This is a genomic window from Lactobacillus apis (assembly GCF_003150935.1).
GTDB lineage: Bacteria > Bacillota > Bacilli > Lactobacillales > Lactobacillaceae > Lactobacillus > Lactobacillus apis.
This window is the reverse complement of the sequence record NZ_CP029476.1, coordinates 782,156-800,309: the sequence shown is the minus strand read 5'-3', so window position 1 is coordinate 800,309 and position 18,154 is coordinate 782,156. Positions and strand designations below refer to the sequence as shown.

Annotated in this window: 16 protein-coding genes; 5 read left to right on the top strand and 11 right to left on the bottom strand. The window is 35.6% G+C overall.

Annotated features, from left to right (window positions below; all coding sequences use genetic code 11):
• The first annotated feature begins 138 nt into the window (after positions 1 to 138).
• The 3 genes from DKL56_RS03900 to DKL56_RS03890 all read left to right on the top strand — a co-directional run bounded on the left by DKL56_RS03900 (position 139) and on the right by DKL56_RS03890 (position 2,186).
• Positions 139 to 552 (top strand): MarR family winged helix-turn-helix transcriptional regulator, encoded by a 414-nt coding sequence (locus DKL56_RS03900; RefSeq protein WP_046306873.1) that lies wholly within the window; start codon positions 139 to 141, stop codon positions 550 to 552.
• Positions 553 to 625: 73 nt separating this feature from the next.
• Positions 626 to 1,501 (top strand): DegV family protein, encoded by an 876-nt coding sequence (locus DKL56_RS03895; RefSeq protein ID WP_109715486.1) that lies wholly within the window; start codon positions 626 to 628, stop codon positions 1,499 to 1,501.
• A 49-nt stretch (positions 1,502 to 1,550) separates the two neighbouring features.
• Positions 1,551 to 2,186, top strand: a complete 636-nt coding sequence (locus DKL56_RS03890; RefSeq protein ID WP_109715485.1) for an NUDIX hydrolase — start codon at positions 1,551 to 1,553, stop codon at positions 2,184 to 2,186.
• Between the two features lie 18 nt (positions 2,187 to 2,204).
• Here the strand turns inward: DKL56_RS03890 and xerS are convergent, their stop codons facing one another.
• Both xerS and DKL56_RS07860 read right to left on the bottom strand, forming a co-directional pair.
• Positions 2,205 to 3,290: a tyrosine recombinase XerS gene (gene xerS, locus DKL56_RS03885; protein ID WP_109715484.1), complete on the bottom strand. Its 1,086-nt coding sequence runs from the start codon at positions 3,288 to 3,290 to the stop codon at positions 2,205 to 2,207.
• A 1,266-nt stretch (positions 3,291 to 4,556) separates the two neighbouring features.
• Complete coding sequence (locus DKL56_RS07860) at positions 4,557 to 4,721, bottom strand: hypothetical protein (RefSeq protein WP_162542499.1); 165 nt, start codon at positions 4,719 to 4,721, stop codon at positions 4,557 to 4,559.
• Positions 4,722 to 5,001: 280 nt separating this feature from the next.
• On the opposite strand from DKL56_RS07860, the gene DKL56_RS03880 reads away from it, so the two are divergent.
• The gene (locus tag DKL56_RS03880) at positions 5,002 to 5,361 is read left to right on the top strand and encodes a helix-turn-helix domain-containing protein (RefSeq protein WP_046306868.1); all 360 of its coding nucleotides are present in this window, start codon (positions 5,002 to 5,004) and stop codon (positions 5,359 to 5,361) included.
• A 75-nt stretch (positions 5,362 to 5,436) separates the two neighbouring features.
• Here the strand turns inward: DKL56_RS03880 and DKL56_RS03875 are convergent, their stop codons facing one another.
• The 4 genes from DKL56_RS03875 to parE form a co-directional block, all read right to left on the bottom strand.
• A complete protein-coding gene (locus DKL56_RS03875; RefSeq protein ID WP_109715483.1) occupies positions 5,437 to 6,366 on the bottom strand; it encodes a manganese-dependent inorganic pyrophosphatase in 930 nt (309 codons plus the stop codon).
• A gap of 59 nt (positions 6,367 to 6,425) precedes the next feature.
• Entirely contained in the window at positions 6,426 to 7,361 is a 936-nt protein-coding gene (locus tag DKL56_RS03870) for a LysR family transcriptional regulator (RefSeq protein ID WP_109715482.1), read from the bottom strand.
• A gap of 140 nt (positions 7,362 to 7,501) precedes the next feature.
• Positions 7,502 to 9,955 (bottom strand): DNA topoisomerase IV subunit A, encoded by a 2,454-nt coding sequence (gene parC, locus DKL56_RS03865; protein ID WP_109715481.1) that lies wholly within the window; start codon positions 9,953 to 9,955, stop codon positions 7,502 to 7,504.
• Positions 9,956 to 9,968: 13 nt separating this feature from the next.
• On the bottom strand, positions 9,969 to 11,927 hold the full coding sequence (gene parE, locus DKL56_RS03860; RefSeq protein ID WP_074425371.1) for a DNA topoisomerase IV subunit B: 1,959 nt from the start codon (positions 11,925 to 11,927) through the stop codon (positions 9,969 to 9,971).
• Between the two features lie 97 nt (positions 11,928 to 12,024).
• Here parE and plsY point away from each other — a divergent pair, with 97 nt between their 5' ends.
• Positions 12,025 to 12,660, top strand: coding sequence for a glycerol-3-phosphate 1-O-acyltransferase PlsY (gene plsY, locus DKL56_RS03855; protein WP_046306861.1), 636 nt, complete (start codon positions 12,025 to 12,027; stop codon positions 12,658 to 12,660).
• 113 nt (positions 12,661 to 12,773) lie between these two features.
• Here plsY and DKL56_RS03850 read toward each other — a convergent pair whose 3' ends face one another.
• From DKL56_RS03850 to xerC, 5 genes are all read right to left on the bottom strand, one after another.
• Complete coding sequence (locus DKL56_RS03850; protein ID WP_109715480.1) at positions 12,774 to 14,144, bottom strand: MFS transporter; 1,371 nt, start codon at positions 14,142 to 14,144, stop codon at positions 12,774 to 12,776.
• A 218-nt stretch (positions 14,145 to 14,362) separates the two neighbouring features.
• The gene (locus tag DKL56_RS03845; protein ID WP_109715479.1) at positions 14,363 to 15,253 is read right to left on the bottom strand and encodes an aldose 1-epimerase family protein; all 891 of its coding nucleotides are present in this window, start codon (positions 15,251 to 15,253) and stop codon (positions 14,363 to 14,365) included.
• Between the two features lie 19 nt (positions 15,254 to 15,272).
• Entirely contained in the window at positions 15,273 to 16,682 is a 1,410-nt protein-coding gene (gene hslU / locus DKL56_RS03840) for an ATP-dependent protease ATPase subunit HslU (protein ID WP_109715478.1), read from the bottom strand.
• Between the two features lie 17 nt (positions 16,683 to 16,699).
• Complete coding sequence (hslV, locus tag DKL56_RS03835) at positions 16,700 to 17,224, bottom strand: HslVU peptidase proteolytic subunit (protein ID WP_046306853.1); 525 nt, start codon at positions 17,222 to 17,224, stop codon at positions 16,700 to 16,702.
• Positions 17,224 to 18,153 carry a tyrosine recombinase XerC gene (xerC, locus tag DKL56_RS03830; protein WP_109715477.1) on the bottom strand — a complete coding sequence of 310 codons (930 nt, stop codon included), beginning with the start codon at positions 18,151 to 18,153 and terminating at the stop codon, positions 17,224 to 17,226. Before xerC ends, hslV begins: the two co-directional genes overlap by 1 nt.
• Between the last annotated feature and the right edge of the window lies 1 nt (position 18,154).

Below are 18,154 nucleotides of genomic sequence, written 5' to 3'. Positions count from 1 at the left end.
TTGTAGCAATTTGATTGCTACATATGGTTCATTTGTTTCACAGCATGGCATATATCATTCATGCTGATGGTCGTTTTAACAAATTGAATTAACAGGAAATTGTTTTTATTTGTTGCTTTATAAGAAAAAGGTAGTTAAATGGATATTTTATCTTTTAGTACAATTGCAGAAAGTATTAAAAAAGCTATTAGTAAAAAATGTGGCTTAAATCTTTCACAAACGCGCATTCTGCTATATTTTGGCAAGAATAATAATACTGCCCTCAAAATGGGTGACCTAGCTGACAAGCTTAAAATCTCTCTTTCCACATTGAGCAGACAGCTACAACAGAAAAAAACACTTGAATTAGTAATTATTACTCGCTCAGAAAATGATTCTAGTAAAACTGTTGTTCTTAATGAAAAAGGGATTGCCAAAATCAAAGAACTCAAAAGTTCTTTGAAAGAGATCGAAGCAAACTTATTTGCTGGTTTTTCCGATAAAGATATCTCAGTTTTTAATAGTATGTTTAATAAACTAGTCAAAAAAGCAGAGAAGAATTCACTTAAATAGAAAGTCGAACCACTTGTTTTTTTATGCTATAATTCATCTATGTTGTACAGATTAGAATCGAAAGGTTATTTAGATGAAAATTGCATTGGTTACTGATAGTACTAGCGTTATTACTAAAAAAGAAGCTGAAGAAAACAATATAGTTGTTGTTCCTATTCCAATTATCATAGGTGGAAAAGAGTACTTGGAAAATATCAATATCACACCTGATCAATTGTTTGAAATGCAAAGACAAGGAGCTGATTTTCCCAAGACTTCTCAACCAAGCATTGGCGATATGATTAAGCTTTTCGATGAATTACATGATGAAGGCTATGAAGCAATCATTGCGATTACTTTATCCAGTGGTATTTCTGGGTTTTATCATACTTTATGCAATATTGCGGAGAATCATCCAAAATATAATCTACATCCAATTGATACAAGAATGACTGTTCGTTTACAAGGTGATTTGGTTTTGGCCACTTCAAGAATGATTAACAATGGGTTAGATCTCGATACCATTCTTGAACGAGTTGAAAAAATTCGTTCCACAATTGACGAAATTTTTGTTCCTAATGACTTGAATAACCTTAGTAGAGGTGGTCGTTTAAGTAATGCTGGTGCATTTATCGGCTCAATGCTTAATATCAAACCACTGTTAACTTTTAAGGACGGTAATATCGTTGCATTTGAGAAAATTCGCTCAATGAAGCGTGCTTTTTCAAGAATTAAAAAGCTAACCACTCAAAAAATTGATGAATTACCTTATAAAGATAAAATCAAGCTTTTCATTATTGATTCAAATGATAGTGAGCAGGTCAATGAAGCTAAAGAGTGGATAGAGAAAGTGTTCCCTAACCAGAATTATTCTGTCACTACCTTTAGTCCGGTAATTGCTACGCACTTAGGTGAAAAATCGTTTGCAATTGGCTGGATGATTGATATTGATAAGATTGATTTGGGCTAAGTAGAAGCAGCTTATAGGCTGCTTTTTTTGTAATTTGAGGTAAATAAACATGGAAAAAAGAGATCAATTTACTAATTGGGCAATTGAACTTCAAAGTCTTGCTCAAGACGGATTAGCATACGGTCACGACCGGTTTGACCTAGAGCGATATACCAGAATTAGGGAAATTGCTACAGAAATTATGTCTGCTAAGACTGGTTTACCAATAAAACAGGTAAAAGAACTCTTTAGTAGCGATGATGGTTACCAGACTCCAAAATTAGCAGTTCGCGCCGCGATTTTTAACGACGAGAAGATCTTGCTTGTTAAAGAAACGACTGATGAACATTGGTCAATGCCAGGTGGCTGGTGTGATCCTAATTTAACAACGACTGAAAATTGCATCAAAGAAGTTAAGGAAGAAGCTGGACGCGAAGTCGAAATTGAAAAAGTAATTGCGCTAATTGATAAATCCGTTAATGTTCATAATCAAAAAAGAGTAGAGCGTGCAATTAATTGTTGCAGTGTCTTTTTCCTTTGCAAAGAACTTGGCGGTAAATTCGTTGTAAACACTGAAACGACCGAATATGATTATTTTGACGTTGATCATCTTCCACCATTATCAGTAAATCGTACTACTGCAGATGAAGTAAAAATGTGCTTAAAGGCTGCACATGATCCGCATTGGCAAGTTATTTGTGACTAACATAAAAAAGCTGGATAGTTAATCCAGCTTTTTTTCTCCTTGATTTTTAACATTAGCAATTTCATTTAAAGCATCACGTTGTTTCTTTTGGTCAACATGCGTATATAAGTCTGTTGCCGATGTGCCTTTTTGGCCCAATTGTTGCGCAACGAGCACTTGATCTTTAGTTACACCATAAAGTTCGGAGGCAAGCGTATGACGCAATTTATGCGGTGTTAACGGATGGCCAAACGCTGCAGAGTATTTATTAACCATTTTTTCAATTGCATTAGTTGTAATTCTCTTAGTTTGACCATGCCATCTGGTAAGGAAAAAGGCATTCTGCTTTTTATCAGCAAAATAACGCTTCTTACGTATTTCTCGATAACTGTTCAAATACTTAATCGTCCACTTTGCAATTGGCACGCTGTCGCGTTGACCACCTTTTCGGGTTACATCAAGTGTAGCTTTCTTTAAATTGATGTCAGCTAAGTCAATTCCTGCACACTCAGAAACTCTTATTCCAGTTCCTAAAATAAGGGCAATAATTGCCATATCGCGTTCTTTATTGATTTTAAAAGATGGCAGGGCATGCTTGTTGCACTGCTTTTCAAAATTTTTATCAATAAAATCCAAAAACTGATATTTTAAATCACCAGTATACATATGAGACTCCAAAATATGTGCGCGGTAGTTTAACGTTTTTGTATTGTTAAGTGAGTCAATCTTCAACATAACATTTCTTTCGAAATAAGGCTCACCATTGTTATTATCGGCTGTGATGGTTAAAAACTTAAATAAAGAGCGCAATGCATTGATTGAGCGGTTAATTGTAGTGGGGGAGTTCAAGTTACCCTGCTGATTTTTAACATGCCCCAAGTAATTGATATAAAGCATTATGTCGTTACGCTGAAGATTAGCCAAAGTATCAGTAGTAATATGCTGGTTGTCTTCAGCATCAGATATTCCTTCTTGCCTTAACCAATCAAAAAAACGCCTGATTTCAGTCAAATATTGGTAAGAGGTTGCTAAAGAGTGATTGGTACCAAAATTATACTCTTTAACAAAATCCGGCATTTTCTTCAATTCTTCTTCAATAAGGTCTAAGTACTTTTTAGTTTCCACGTAGTTCTCCTAACTATGCTTTTTAATCATTATAAAGCAAAAACGGAATGTATGTTTGTCTTTTTGCTAAAAAGAGTGATTTAATCCTATTTTGTAACTAGGGGAGCAGAAGGATGGGGGAGTGAGTAATAGTCAGACTACTTTACATAGCATTTATTTTATAAAGTACATCCTAACAAATTAATTCATCTCAACCATCATATAGCTTGACGCGTAAGGAATATTTACTTTAGGTTATCAAAACTCTAGAGGAGAAGGGGACGTTTTTTATCTATTTCATGAAGTAAAGTCTATTTTATTGTTAGTTTCCTATGATTTATTAGACTTTTACCCACGTCTCTAACTTATCAGCAAATCTATCTAAATCGAACTGACATTTTGTATTTTTACCGCAGAACCAGTTTGAATTGCTACGAAGAATTTAAAAAGCTGATCTTTAAACCTAAGATTAGCTTTTTAAATACGCGATAAAATTTTTGATAAAAAAGTTTAACTTGTTTTGACAACTTTAAACAAGTTAAACTCAAATAAATTTTACTAACAACTAATAGTGTACGCTTATACCTATCATTAAAATTATAGTTTTAATGATAGCAACTAAAAAAATAGTTGAGCTACTTCATTTTTTGACCCAAATTGAATATTTGACCATATGGAATCCTTTACGGAATAAATGCCCTAATTTCTCTACAAATATAATTAACTGAACAGTGAATTTCGACAATTTTCTACTTTTGTTCAAAAATCGTTTTCTACCTTAATTGAGTGAAAATTCTGCCGAATTAGCTAATCTTTTGATCAGTTATCGAGCAAAAATGATTTTGACGCGCTTAAAATCACTCTAACAGCACAGCAGAAGATAGTATCCGTAAACAAAAGTATTTTGGTCCTATTAAACTGATCTTTTTAGACAATTGAACTCAAACATTTGCTTAACAAAAAAGTTTGATGCTAGTACTAGTAATTTAAATACACGAGTAATGCTCTCACTGATAAATAATATTCTCTTCAGTTTTTTATATTTAACTTTACATAATATATATTATACGAAGTTATACATATGGAGAAATCATAAGTCCTACTTTTCAAATGAATTTTCTTTTTATTTCTTTTTTCCTACTAATCATTTTAAAAAACTAAAATGATGACCTGTTAATGCTTAAAAAGCTAAAACAGACAAAAATCGAATTAGTTGGTTGATTTATATTTTAGCGACACTTTCTAACCGGTATATATTAGTGAATTAGCACATTGCTTTTTTGAATGTTATTTATTTAAGTGCATCAATGATGCTACTTCATTACTATTTTTATTTTTGGTTTTGAAACTAAATAAATGGTTATAAAAAGCGCTTTCTGTATTTACTATTTCTAGTTTATATATTATTATTAATTGTCCAAAAACTGGTCTTAAAGAAATTTTGAATAGCATTGACAGTACCTCTTTTGGTGACTTAAACTATTATTTGCAAGCTTTTATCTCTTCACTTTAGGTTTATTTTTTTAGCCCTTTTTATTTGCTTTTTTTTGTTTTTGTCCTACAATACTATCTGGGGTATAGTTAAAAAACAATTTTGCTAATCTGTGGCTTTAGCTACATTATTAGTTAAGTTGTTTTGTTCATTATTTTTATTGTTTTAATTTTTAATTCTATAATTGTTCTGTTATTATGGAAGATGGAATTATATTTTTGAAAGGGTTGAATTTATTCCATGAGTATAAATTTAGGAAAAGAAATATGCCGTCGTAGACGTGAACAGAAACTGACGCAGGAGGATCTCGCTGAGTTAAGCGATTTGTCAGTTAACTTCATTTCACGTCTTGAACGCACTAAGAATCAGAATATTAGTATTCAGAAACTAGACTCAATTGCTAGAGCCCTGAACACTACTACTCCAGACATCATTATGAATGCTTACCGCTTTAAAGAAGTTAAAGTTGAAAATCATCATGATAATACACCAGTATTTATCAAAAAAGTTCTTAATGAATTAAGAAAGATGTCTCCAGAAAAAGCTGAACGAGTATGTAAATCTTTTATTGTTTTAGCTAAAGAAATAAATAAAGAATAATTGTTTTAAATTAAATATCAAACAAAAACGAGCTAGGTAAAAACTAGCTCGTTTTTTATTTACTATTTTAAATTTTTATTCAAAAGCTTCTGTTAATTGGGGTACTACCTGCTTCTTACGAGAAACAATACCTGGTAAGTCAATTTCAGAATCAACAACTTTGCCAAATGCTTTTTCAAAAGCAGCCTTAGCATTATCATTTCCTACCACAAGTGCTTTTGAATCTGAATCGAGTACATTAGTAATTAGCAACATGAATAAATCATAGTTCTCAGCTTCTGACGCATCTTCCATTGCCTTCAAGAAGCTGTCCTTGCGTTCCATTGCCTCAGGAAGATCAACAACGTTAATTTGAGCTACACGAGCAGTTTGACCGTTAAGTTCAAAACTCTTAGCATCAAGATCAATTAACTCTTCTTCAGGCTTATCAGCAATGTTCGTACCAGCTTTTAGTTCTTCTAGACCGTAAGATTGGTAATCGACACCTGCTATTTCAGCTAGAGCTTCAACAGCCTTTTTATCCTTATCAGTAGTGGTTGGTGACTTTAATAGCAAAGTATCGGAAATAATTGCTGACAGCATAATTCCGGCAATATTCTTTGGAATTTCGACATCATTGTATCTATATAAGTCATACATGATTGTACTTGTACAACCAACTGGTTCATCAAGATAGAATAATGGTGAAGTTGTGTTAAAGTTCATGATTCTATGGTGGTCAACAACGTGTGTAACTGTTACTTTGTCGATATCAGAAACACTTTGTTGTGGCTCATTATGATCAACCAACATTACCTTATCTACTTCATCAGCAGCAGTTTTAATTACTCTAGGCGCTTCAAAACCAAATTTCTTTAATGCAAACGCAGTTTCATCATTAGCTTCACCAAGTGCTACTGGTTCGGTATTATAGCCTAATTTATTTTGTAGGTATGAATATGCAATTGCAGTACCAATTGCATCTGTATCAGGATTTTGATGACCAAAAATTAGCTCTTTTTCCATTAATCTTCCTCTTTTTCTTTTATATTTATCTCTTTACTTAGTAGTTTACCTAATAATAGTTATTCGTCCAAGAACTTTTTCAGTTCCGTTAAAATGCTCATAATACGTGGCACATCAATCTTACCCTTACGATAAATAATTGAGACAGAATATTCTGGAGTACCTTCTATATATACAGGAGTTAAATTAATTTCACTCTTATGCAGTTGATAATATGAAGAACTGACAAATGTGTCATAACTTGTTTCTTCCGCAGTCTCTACTAATTGCTCAGTTAAAGAAAAACTCAATGGAACTTTCATACCATTCTTAGCATTAATTTTGCTACCAAATTTTTCCTTCATCAACTGTGTTAAGTAAAAGTTGTCTGGATATGCCACCCACTTTTTGTCCATAAATTTTGAAGAAGGGTAAGTCTTCCCTGCTTCTAATTCGTGATCATGCGTTAATACTGTAAGCCGGTCTTCACAAATCTGCATGTACTCATATTGATTATGCAGATTAACCTGACTTTTCTTTATATTTGCAGGTACATAGAACAACCCAAAGTCTATTAAATTATTATCGAGGTTATACCACAAATCTTTGCGATTAAAGTAACAAACGTTAATTGTGATATCTGGACTTTGCTGATTGAAACGAATTAAAAATTTTCTTAATAGCTCAGAACTAACACTGTCTAAAACTCCAATTGAAATATTACCTTTATCAGCTTGAGTAAACTCCTGAATATCATTAACAACAGAATTGATTGTCCCTAAAAGCTTAATTGCTCCCGTTTGTAATTGCTTGCCGGCTTCAGTTAGATAGAGTTTCTTGCCCATTTGCCCAAATAAAGGTGTCCCAATTGCATGTTCGATCTTTTTAATTTGTTGAGTTAAGGCTGGCTGCGTAATTCCTAAAATTTGCGCAGCCTGAGTGTAATTCATGGTATCGATTAATTGCAAAAAATAATGTAATGACTTTGTTGATAGTATTGTATCTGTTTTAGGCATATAAATTAATCCTTCTATCTTAACAATAATATAACTCTATTTATATGCTATTATCGTTCAAAAACCCCTTCATGTCAAAGAGCAGTTCAAAATATACTGCCGCAAACTCTATTAAATAACAGTGTATGTATAAATATTATTTACCGTGAACTAAGTGGGTTACCGATTCTTAAACTAACAGGTAAACCTTCACTTGTAGTATCTATCACAAATGAACCATTTGAATAGCGATCTCCAAGTGGGAATTCATTCGTATTCACTTTAATGTGTCGCTTACTTGAAGTCGTAATCATTAAAGTATGATCTTGACCATATGAAGCAACAGCAACAACACGATGCGGATTATTCTTCAGCTCACGTAGAACGAGAACCCCTCTTTTGGCCCGAGATACTTTATTAATCAAATTGGCCTTAAACTGCTTAAATGCTCCTCTCTGAGTGATTAATCCTACACGCATTAGATCAACGTAGTCAGGTTGAATTAAGATATAAGATACAACAAAGTCGTCATCTTTCAGATTAACTGATTTAACCCCAACGGCCTTTGCACCAGATTCAGGTATCTCACTAATATCATAGCGAATGGCATAGGCATTACGGGTAAACAAAATTATTTCTTGTTTAGAATCCAGTTGAACCAAGTCAACTCGTACAACCTTGCTATCATCGTTTTTCATCTTAATCGCAGTAATTGCACGCGATTTATATGTTCTGGTTGGCTGTAAGTTTGCTAATTGTAGCTGCTTAATATAGCCATCATCTGTTGCTATTAAGAAGTTAACTTTTTGATCCAACTGCTCAAAGTCAAAGACACGAATTATTTGTTCATCATTATTTAGACCTATTTCTTGTGATAAGTGCTGTCCAGTATCTTTCCATTTCGTCTCAATTAGTTCGTTAACGGGACGGAAAATCACATTACCACGATTGGTAAAGAGATATAGGCCAGTAAGTGTAGACAAAGTCTTCTCAAATACGACTTCATCCCCATCAGGAAGACCATTTTCTTTATCATCACTTGACTGCCATGATCTTAATGAAGAGCGCTTTAAATAGCCGTCTTTACTAATCAATACACGAACTTGTTCATCCGCTACTAACGCCTTTTCGTCAATTTTAATTTGTGCTGTTTCTGATGAAATTTCTGTTCTTCTCGGATTCCCAAATTCTTTCTTAACAGCTGACAGTTCTTTAATAATTTCCTTGTCTAAAACCTTTGAATCTGAAAGAAGTGTACGATATTGCTCAATTTTCTTATCAAGTTCTGCTTGCTCAGCTACCAAGGCATCAACATCGGTATTGGTTAAGCGATACAGTTGCAGAGAAACGATTGCTTCTGCTTGACGCTCAGTAAAATCAAATTGCTCCGAAATGTTTTTCTTAGCTTCAGTCTTATTCTTAGATGCACGGATAACCTTAATTACTTGATCTAAGATATCCATCGCATGAATCAGACCTTGAATAATTTCAAGACGTGCTTCTGCTTTATTCAAGTCATACTTTGTCCGTTTAATGACAACATCTTTTTCATGCTCCAAGTATGAAGAAAGAATATGCTTCAAACCAACTTGCATAGGCGTCATATGATCAATGGCAACCATATTGAAGTTATAAGAAACTTGTAATTCGGTGTTCTTGAACAAGTAGTTTAAAATGTTTTGCGCATCTGCACCCTTTTTTAGTTCAATCGCAATGGATAAACCATGACGATCAGTCTCATCACGTACTTCCGCAATACCATCAATTTCTTTGTTAAGACGGATTTCATCCATCTTTTTGACAAGTAAAGCTTTATTTACTGCGTAAGGAATCTCTGTAATGATAATTTCTTCGCGATGCCCGCGGATTTCTTGAATTGTTGACTTAGCACGAACCTGAATACGACCACGGCCAGTTTGATATGCTTCTCTTAAACCTTTTTTACCAAGAACAATCGCCCCAGTTGGAAAATCTGGTCCCTTAACAAATTTCATCAATTCATCAAGCGTCGCATCAGGATTCTTCAAGAGATAGATAGTCGCATCAATTACTTCAGCCAAGTTATGTGGCGGAATTTCTGTAGCATAACCAGCAGAAATACCTGTTGAACCATTAACAAGTAAATTAGGATAGCGCACAGGTAAAACTGTCGGCTCATATTCAGTATCATCAAAGTTAAGCACCATATTGACAGTATCTTTATCAATATCTTCCAAAAGCATATTGGAAATTTTGCTTAGACGAGACTCCGTATAACGCATGGCTGCAGGACCATCACCGTCCATTGAGCCATTATTACCGTGCATTTCAATTAGCGGCTCACGCATTTTCCAATCTTGAGAAAGGTGGACTAACGCGCCATAGATAGAGCTGTCACCGTGAGGGTGAAAGTTACCCATGATATTACCAACCGCCTTAGCAGCTTTTTTAAATGGCTTATCATAAGTATTATTATCTTGGTACATTGCGTACAAAATTCTTCTTTGCACGGGCTTCAAGCCATCACGAATATCAGGTAAGGCTCTTTCTTGAATAATATATTTAGAATACCTTCCAAAACGTTCACCCATGACTTGCTCAAGTGGCATTTCACGAATTCGTTCTTTTGTAGCCATTAATTAAACCCCTCTATTCATTTTCTTCTTCAAGAATTGAAGCATTTTCGCCTAATCTAAATTTGACGTTTTCCTCAATCCAATTTCTTCTAGCTTCTGCCTGATCACCCATTAAAGTAGTTACTCGGCGCTCTGCTAGTGCAGCATCATCAATCTTAACGCGAATCAGCATTCTAGTCTCTGGATCCATTGTAGTGTTCCATAGTTGTTCAGCATTCATTTCACCAAGACCTTTGAAACGCTGCAAGGAATAACCACGGCCCATTTCCTTTTCATCATTTACAAGTTCTTCATCAGTCCAGGAGTATTTAACCTGAGCTTTCTTCCCGCGACCTTTTTGTAAACGATATAGTGGGGGCAATGCAATATAAATTTTACCGTGCTCTATCATCGGTCTCATGTAGCGGTAAAAGAAGGTTAATAGCAAAATTTGAATATGAGCTCCATCGTCGTCGGCATCTGTCATAATGATTACTTTGTCGTAATTAGAATCTTCGACTTTAAATTCGGCACCAACACCGGCTCCGATAGTATAAATCATAGTATTAATTTCTTCGTTTTTAAAAATATCTTGTAATTTAGCCTTTTGGGTGTTTAAAACCTTACCACGTAAAGGCAAAATTGCTTGGAAACGACGATCTCGGCCTTGCTTAGCAGAACCACCGGCTGAGTCTCCCTCCACTAGGAAAAGTTCATTTTTCTTAGGATTGCGAGATTGCGCTGGTGTTAGCTTCCCAGATAGAACTTCTTTTTTACGACGTTTCTTGCCATTACGACTTTCATTTCTAGCTTTCTTGGCTGCTTCACGTGCATCCCTTGCTCGCTGTGCCTTTTTGACCAGCTCCTGAGCTAGTTCACCATTTTCCATCAAATAGTACGACATTTTTTCGTAAACAATCGCATCTACAACGGATCTTGCTTGAGGTGTACCTAATTTACCTTTGGTCTGTCCTTCAAACTCTAGCTGCTCTTCAGGTATCTTGACAGACAAAACAGCACTTAAACCTTCACGATAGTCAGAGCCATCAATGTTCTTATCTTTTTTGGTTAGTAAGCCTTGCTTTTTAGCATAGTCATTAAACGCACGAGTAAATCCGCTTCTAGCACCCACTTCATGGCTACCACCGTCAGCCGTCCGCACATTATTGACAAACGAAACCAAGTTTTCTGAATAACTATCACTGTATTGGCCACTGAATTCAACTTCAATTTCATCTTGCTTACCATCAAAGTAGAAGACATCATTAAGGGTTTCCTTACCTTCATTTAAATAGGATACAAAGGACTCAATCCCATTATCATACTTAAAGTCATCATGATGCTGTGGTTCGCGTTCATCAGTTAAAACAAAGCGAACCCCCTTTAGTAGAAAAGCAGATTCACGAATTCGTTCTTGAATTGTTTCGTACTTATATTTAATAGTAGAAAAAATTGTTTCATCTGGCTTAAAGGTAATGCAGGTTCCTGTTTTTTCTTTAGTTTTACCTAAACGTTTTAAAGTACCTACTGGATGCCCACCGTCTTTAAATTCTTCTTCATACGCAACACCATCACGAACAACCTTTACATCCATATAACTGGATAAAGCATTAACTACCGAAGAACCAACACCATGTAAACCACCTGATGTCTTGTAGTTCTGTTCAGTGAATTTTCCTCCAGCATGAAGAACCGTCAGAATAACTTCAATTGTTGGGCGACCAGATTTGTGCATCCCAGTAGGCATTCCTCGCCCGAAATCACGCACGGTGACACTGTTATCTTGATGAATTGTAACATCAATTTCCTGACCGTATCCGGCCATTGCTTCATCAACAGAATTATCGACAATTTCGTAAACTAGTTGGTTCAGGCCATGAATATCAGTTGATCCAATATACATTCCTGGACGCTTACGAACAGCCTCTAAACCATGAAGAATCTGAATCGATGAATCATCGTAAGAATTTGCGTTTTTATTTGTTTTAGCCAAATAAATTCCTCCAGTTTTCAATCATTTATATATTTTAATCCTCAAGCCAAGTAATCTTTGATAAAATAGCCTTAGACTTTAAGAGAGCAGGATATAAATGATAAATCTAAAATTAATACTGGTATTTATTCTAGCATACTTAATAGGTTCCTTCCCCACTGGGGTAATTATCGGAAAAATATTTTTTGCTGAAGACATTCGTGACTATGGTTCAGGCAACATTGGTACCACAAACTCTTTTCGAGTTTTGGGTCCTTTTGCCGGGAGCTTTGTTTTAGTAGTTGATGTTCTAAAAGGAACTTTAGCTACTAACTTGCCACGTCTATTTCATATTGCTGGTCCTAAATACTTACTATTAATTTCCGGTGGCCTAGCAATTCTAGGTCACACTTTTTCAATTTTTCTAAAATTTAAGGGTGGTAAAGCAGTTGCAACAAGTGCCGGTCTCTTTTTAGGCTACAACCTAAAGTTTTTCGGCGTTTGTGCCCTAATCTTTCTTCCACTTGTTTTCATTACTTCATATGTGAGTTTAGCCAGTCTAATTGCGGTTGTCCTAATTTTTATTAGCACTTTCTTTTTTCATGACCTTTTCCTTGAAATTATCGTTGGCTGCATTATGGTTATACTTTTTATCCGGCACCGCAGCAATATTAAGCGACTAATTAACCATCAAGAAAACATTATTCCGTTCGGATTATGGTATTGGTACAAGAAAAAACACAACAAGTTATAAACATTAAGTGAATAAATACAGCTAGCAACTATTTGCTAGCTATTTTATTATAGTTATAAGAACAAAAGTTCGCAACGGAATATTTTGGCATCTTTTTGCAGGAAAAAGATATCCTACTTTCGCTTAACCTCAATTAAACTAACTATACAAAGCACAGCTACAATAGCCGAGATTAACAAAAGCACCTCAAAACTTAATTTTAGACTGGCAAGTGTTCCGTACACAATATCCTTACTTTGGGCTTGACCCCAAGTCAAAAGTGACGCTGCCATAGCTGTGCCCATTGCACCAGAATAAGATTGAGCCGTCATAAAAATCACATTGCCGTCATTAGACTCCTCATTTTCAAGCCTTGCTAAACTAAACGTCATAATATTACTGTAGCTCAGACCCAAGCCAATCATAAAAACTACATAACTAATCACTATGATAGAAACCGATGACCCATTGAAACTTGCAATCAAAAAGCTAAAGCAAATAATAATTACACCTAAAATTATCGGCAGACGCGGATTAGTTTTATCGTAAATAATGCCGGCCAACGCTGCAACAATAGCATCTGTAATTGCGGCGGGAAGGATAAGCAGGCTAGTATTTGCAGTTGTCTGCGCAAATGCTGTTTGCAAAACGTTAGGAAGTAAAAAAGATAGGCATAGCGAAATCAATTGCAATAAGAAAAAGGCAATTAGTAGGCCATCAAAACGCGCACTTTTAAAAAGAGCTAGTTTAATTACAGCATGATCACTCTTTTGTTCGCAGTAAACAAAGACTAAGCAACTAATTAGCGCAACAAGCAGTAAAACAATCTGTCTTAAGCCAAATTGCTGGTCAGTTAAATCAAGTAGCAACCATAAAGTCGACACCAAAAATACACTTAAAAAAGCTCCACCTTGGAAATCAAATGGTACATGAACTGGCTGTTTGACTTGAACAATACTTCGTTCTCCTAATAACCAGGTAATAATGATTATCGGAATAATTAGAATAAATAAGGCTTGCCATGGTAAATAGTTCAAAATAAGCCCACCATATGCAGGACCAACAGCAGGGGCAAAGGCAATAACTAGTGTTCCGATGCCCATCAAAGTTCCAACTTTCTCTTTTGGTGCCTGCTCCAATATTAAAGAGAACATTAATGGTAGGCCAATTCCATCTGCAATTCCTTGTAGGAGACGGCCACCTAAGAGCATCGTAAAACTACTTGTAAATCCTGCCATGCTTGTTCCAATCAAAAAAGAGATGACCGCAACCCTAAACAAGGCAATTGCTTGATACCTTTTACGCAAAAATGACCCAAAAGGGATGATGATCGTTGAAACAAGCATATATCCTGTAGTTAGCCATTGAACTGTTTTTGCTGAAACTGCAAATTGCTTCATTAACTGCGGAAAAGCGATGTTTAGCGCAGTTTCAATTACAATTCCCAAAAAGCTCAGGACTCCAACTGCAATAATTGCTCCTACGAGTTTCTTATTGTTTGTCATTAATTTTTCCTTCCTTAACACTAAACTTTGACTCTTCTAGAATGTTATCACAATATATAGTGGTGCTGAATAGTAGGTCATTTATCAATAAGTGATTTGAATTATACAAAAAATTGCTAATTATAATTAAAATCAGTAGGAAAAATATTTTTATCATTCAATTTTGATCGCACAAAAAAAGTATGACTAGTCGCCATACTTTTTTGCTTAATTATAAGTTATTCATCTTTATCATGGAACGCCATACTGAAGCCAGCAGTGAATGTTTCACCTGCAGCCAAATGGTTCATCCCATATTTTTCTTCTAGCTTTTGATTGGTATCACTTCGATCAGCTATTCCCCACCAAGGTTCAATACAAACATAGTCAGCTGTTTTTGGATATTGCGACCAAACACCAACAAATGGAGCATCGCGTAACCAAACGTTAACGTGGAAATTGTTTGCATCTGTTCTAAGAGAAATCCGATTATCATGACCACGTAATTGGAAAATTAATGCATCATCCTTAAACAAATGATCACTCAGCGTAATCAGACTATTGGTTGAAGCTAAAGAACGATTTTGCCAATCCAAATAGGCTCCTTTTAAAGGAATCCGTACCCGCGCACGAGATGGTTTAGTACTAAAGTAGAAATCTTCCTTTGTTAGCTCAGAAGTAGTTGGAATATTAAAGCCAGGGTGACCACCGATACCAAAAATCATTTCACCATCAGACTTATTGATTACACTGAAATTCTCTTCCAATAAATTGTTGAGTAAATTATAGTTTACGCGCAATTCAAACTTAAATGGGTAGACTTTTCTTGTCTCTTCATTATCGGTCAGTAGAAGCGTAATACTTTCATCAGTCTGTTGCTCAACTTTAAATTCTTGATCACGTGCAAAACCATGTTGATTTAAATGATAGGTTTTGCCTTGATAAGTATATTCATCATTTTTTAGTCTACCAACAATTGGAAATAGAATCGGTGCATGTCGATTCCAGACCTCTGGATCGGCTTGCCAAATATATTCATACCCACTATGTAAACTTTTAACACTCTGGACTTCAGCACCTTTACTTGCAATTGTGACTTGCAAAATGCTGTTTTTAATTGTGTAATCCATGTTAAATCATCGCCTTTTGTTAAAGAATGAACTTAGTTAAATCCTTATTTGTTATTATATCACTAAGTTTTTCATCAACATATGCTTCAGTTATTGTAATTTCACCCATTGCCATGTCAGGGCCTTCATACAAAACATCTTCAAGCAACTTTTCCAAAATAGTTGATAGTCTTCTAGCACCAATATTATCCGTTCCCTGGTTAACATCAAACGCTATTTGAGCTATTTTATCAACTGCTTCTTTTGTGAAGACTAATTTGATGCCGTCAGCCTTCATCAATGCAACATATTGCTCAAGCAGAGAATCTGCTGGATCCTTCAAAATCTTCACAAAATCTTCCTTGGTTAAAGCATTTAGCTCAACTCGAATTGGAAAACGTCCTTGAAGTTCTGGAATTAAATCACTTGGTTTAGATTCTGAAAAAGCACCGGCAGCAATAAAGAGAATATGATCCGTTGATACAGGACCATACTTGGTTTGAACGGTTGATCCTTCAACAATTGGTAAGATATCGCGTTGAACACCTTCACGGGACACTTCTCCCGAAGTCTTCTTGTTTCCAGCAGCTATTTTATCAATTTCATCGATAAAAATAATACCATTGTTTGATGTACGCTCAATTGCCTTTTGATAGATTGAGTCATAATCAACTAACTTCTTTGATTCTTCTTGAATTAGAACTTCACGGGCATCCCTAACAGACATGGTCCGTTTAACACGTTTCTTTGGCATCATTTCATTAAGCATTGAGCCCATATCCACGCCCATTTGGTTCATCATGTTACCCATTGGGTTGATTTTTGGAGCTTGTTCTACTTCAATCGTCACATCACGGTCTTCTAGCAAGCCTTTGTCAAGTTGTTCAGCAACTGACAAACGCTCATTTCTGATTTCATCTGTTACTTCTTCTTGGTCAGCTTCAGGAACGTTATTAGCATTTTGCTCGTTTGGCATGAGCATTGACATCATGTCCTGCAATTCCTGCATTTGATTTCTTCTTTTTTCTTTTTTGATGCCAGGAACAAGCAAACGTACAATTGTCTTATTTGCTTCTTTTGCTGCTTGAGCACGAACATGGTCAAACTGATCCTTTTCTTCCATTCGAACAGCTTCACTGACTAAGTCACGTACCATTGATTCGACGTCACGGCCAACATAACCAACTTCAGTAAATTTGGTTGCTTCAACTTTAACGAAAGGTGCATCAACAATAATTGCCAGTCTTCTAGCAATTTCTGTTTTTCCGACCCCAGTTGGACCTGCCATTAACATGTTTTTAGGAGTAATGTCTTCCTGCATCTTTTTAGGCAGTTGCATGCGCCGATAACGGTTATAAAGAGCCACTGCAACAGCTTTTTTAGCTTCATCTTGACCAATAATATATTCGTCTAATAAGTTAACAATTTGTTTGGGTGTTTTGATCTCCATTACTTATTCACTCACCTTTAAAGTTCATCCGTATGAATTTGATCATCGGTAAAAATATCGATTCCAGAAGCAATTTCAACCGCTTCATGAGCAATCTCACTGGCTGACATATCAGAAGAATGTCTAATCATAGCAATCGCTGCAGCCTGAGCAAAATTACCACCAGAACCAATTGCAACTACGTTTTCATCTGGCTCAAGAACTTCTCCGTTTCCTGAAATTAGTAACAAGTCCTTGTCATCAAATGCAATCAACATTGCGTCTAGCTTTTGCAAAGTTGCATCTTTTCGCCAGGACTGCGCCATTTCAACTGCAGCACGACGCAAATCGCCACCAAACGCTTCAAGTTTACCTTCTAGCATATCTTGTAAACTAACTGCATCGGCAACACCACCAGCAAAGCCAATAACCACGCGATCATGGTATATCCGGCGAATCTTTTTTGCTGTTGCTTTTGCGATTACCTTTTCACCTAAAGTAACCTGACCGTCACCCGCGATTGCAGTTTTTCCGTTATATCTTACTGAACATATAGTTGTCATTATTTTGCCTCATCTTTCTTATCATTGCGTGTAAAGAACTGATCATAATTTGCCTGTAAATGACTCATTGTTACATGAGTATAAATTTGCGTTGTCGACAAATTAATGTGTCCTAATAACTCCTGAACACTACGCAAATCTGCGCCATTATTAAGCATAGCTGTCGCAAATGAGTGGCGTAATTCATGGGGATGAACTTTTCCATTTATCCCCGCATTATTAAATACTTTTTGCATAATATATTCAATTCCGCGCGTAGTTAGCGGCTTCCCTAAATTATTTAAAAAAACAGTTTTAGTATCGTCTGCATTTTTCAAAAGCTTAGGTCGTCCTTCATTCAGGTAGTTCGACAGTGCTTCTTCAGTTTGCTTGTCAAAAGCCACGTAACGATCTTTATTTCCTTTTCCATGAACTAGGATGATCTTTAACTCCAAGTCAATTTGCTCAATTTTTAGTTCACTTACTTCACTTACCCGCATGCCAGTTGTATAAAACAATTCAAACATTGCTAGATTGCGCATTGTTAATGGCTCATTGGACTTAAGTGAATCAAAAACTTGCTTGATTTCAGGAGCATAAAAGAACTGCGGTAGTTTATGATCTTTAGCGCGCAAAACAACCGTTTGCGTTGGGTCTATTTTAACAATTTTCCGCTTAGTTAGAAAGCGGTAAAATGACCGCAAACTCGACATTTTTCGTGATTGTGTGGACCTTGCTACTTTGCGCTCTGCGAGATTTTGTATAAAAAGCTCAACATCCCGTCTAGTAACCTCTTTCCAGCCATCAAAACCACCATTATCCTGCCAAAATGCTTTTGCCTCAAGCAAATCATTTTGATAAGAAATAACCGTATTTTTACTGTAATGTCGCTCATTTTGAAGATAAGAAATAAAAAGCGTTAGTTCATCACTTTCATTAGCACTGATCATT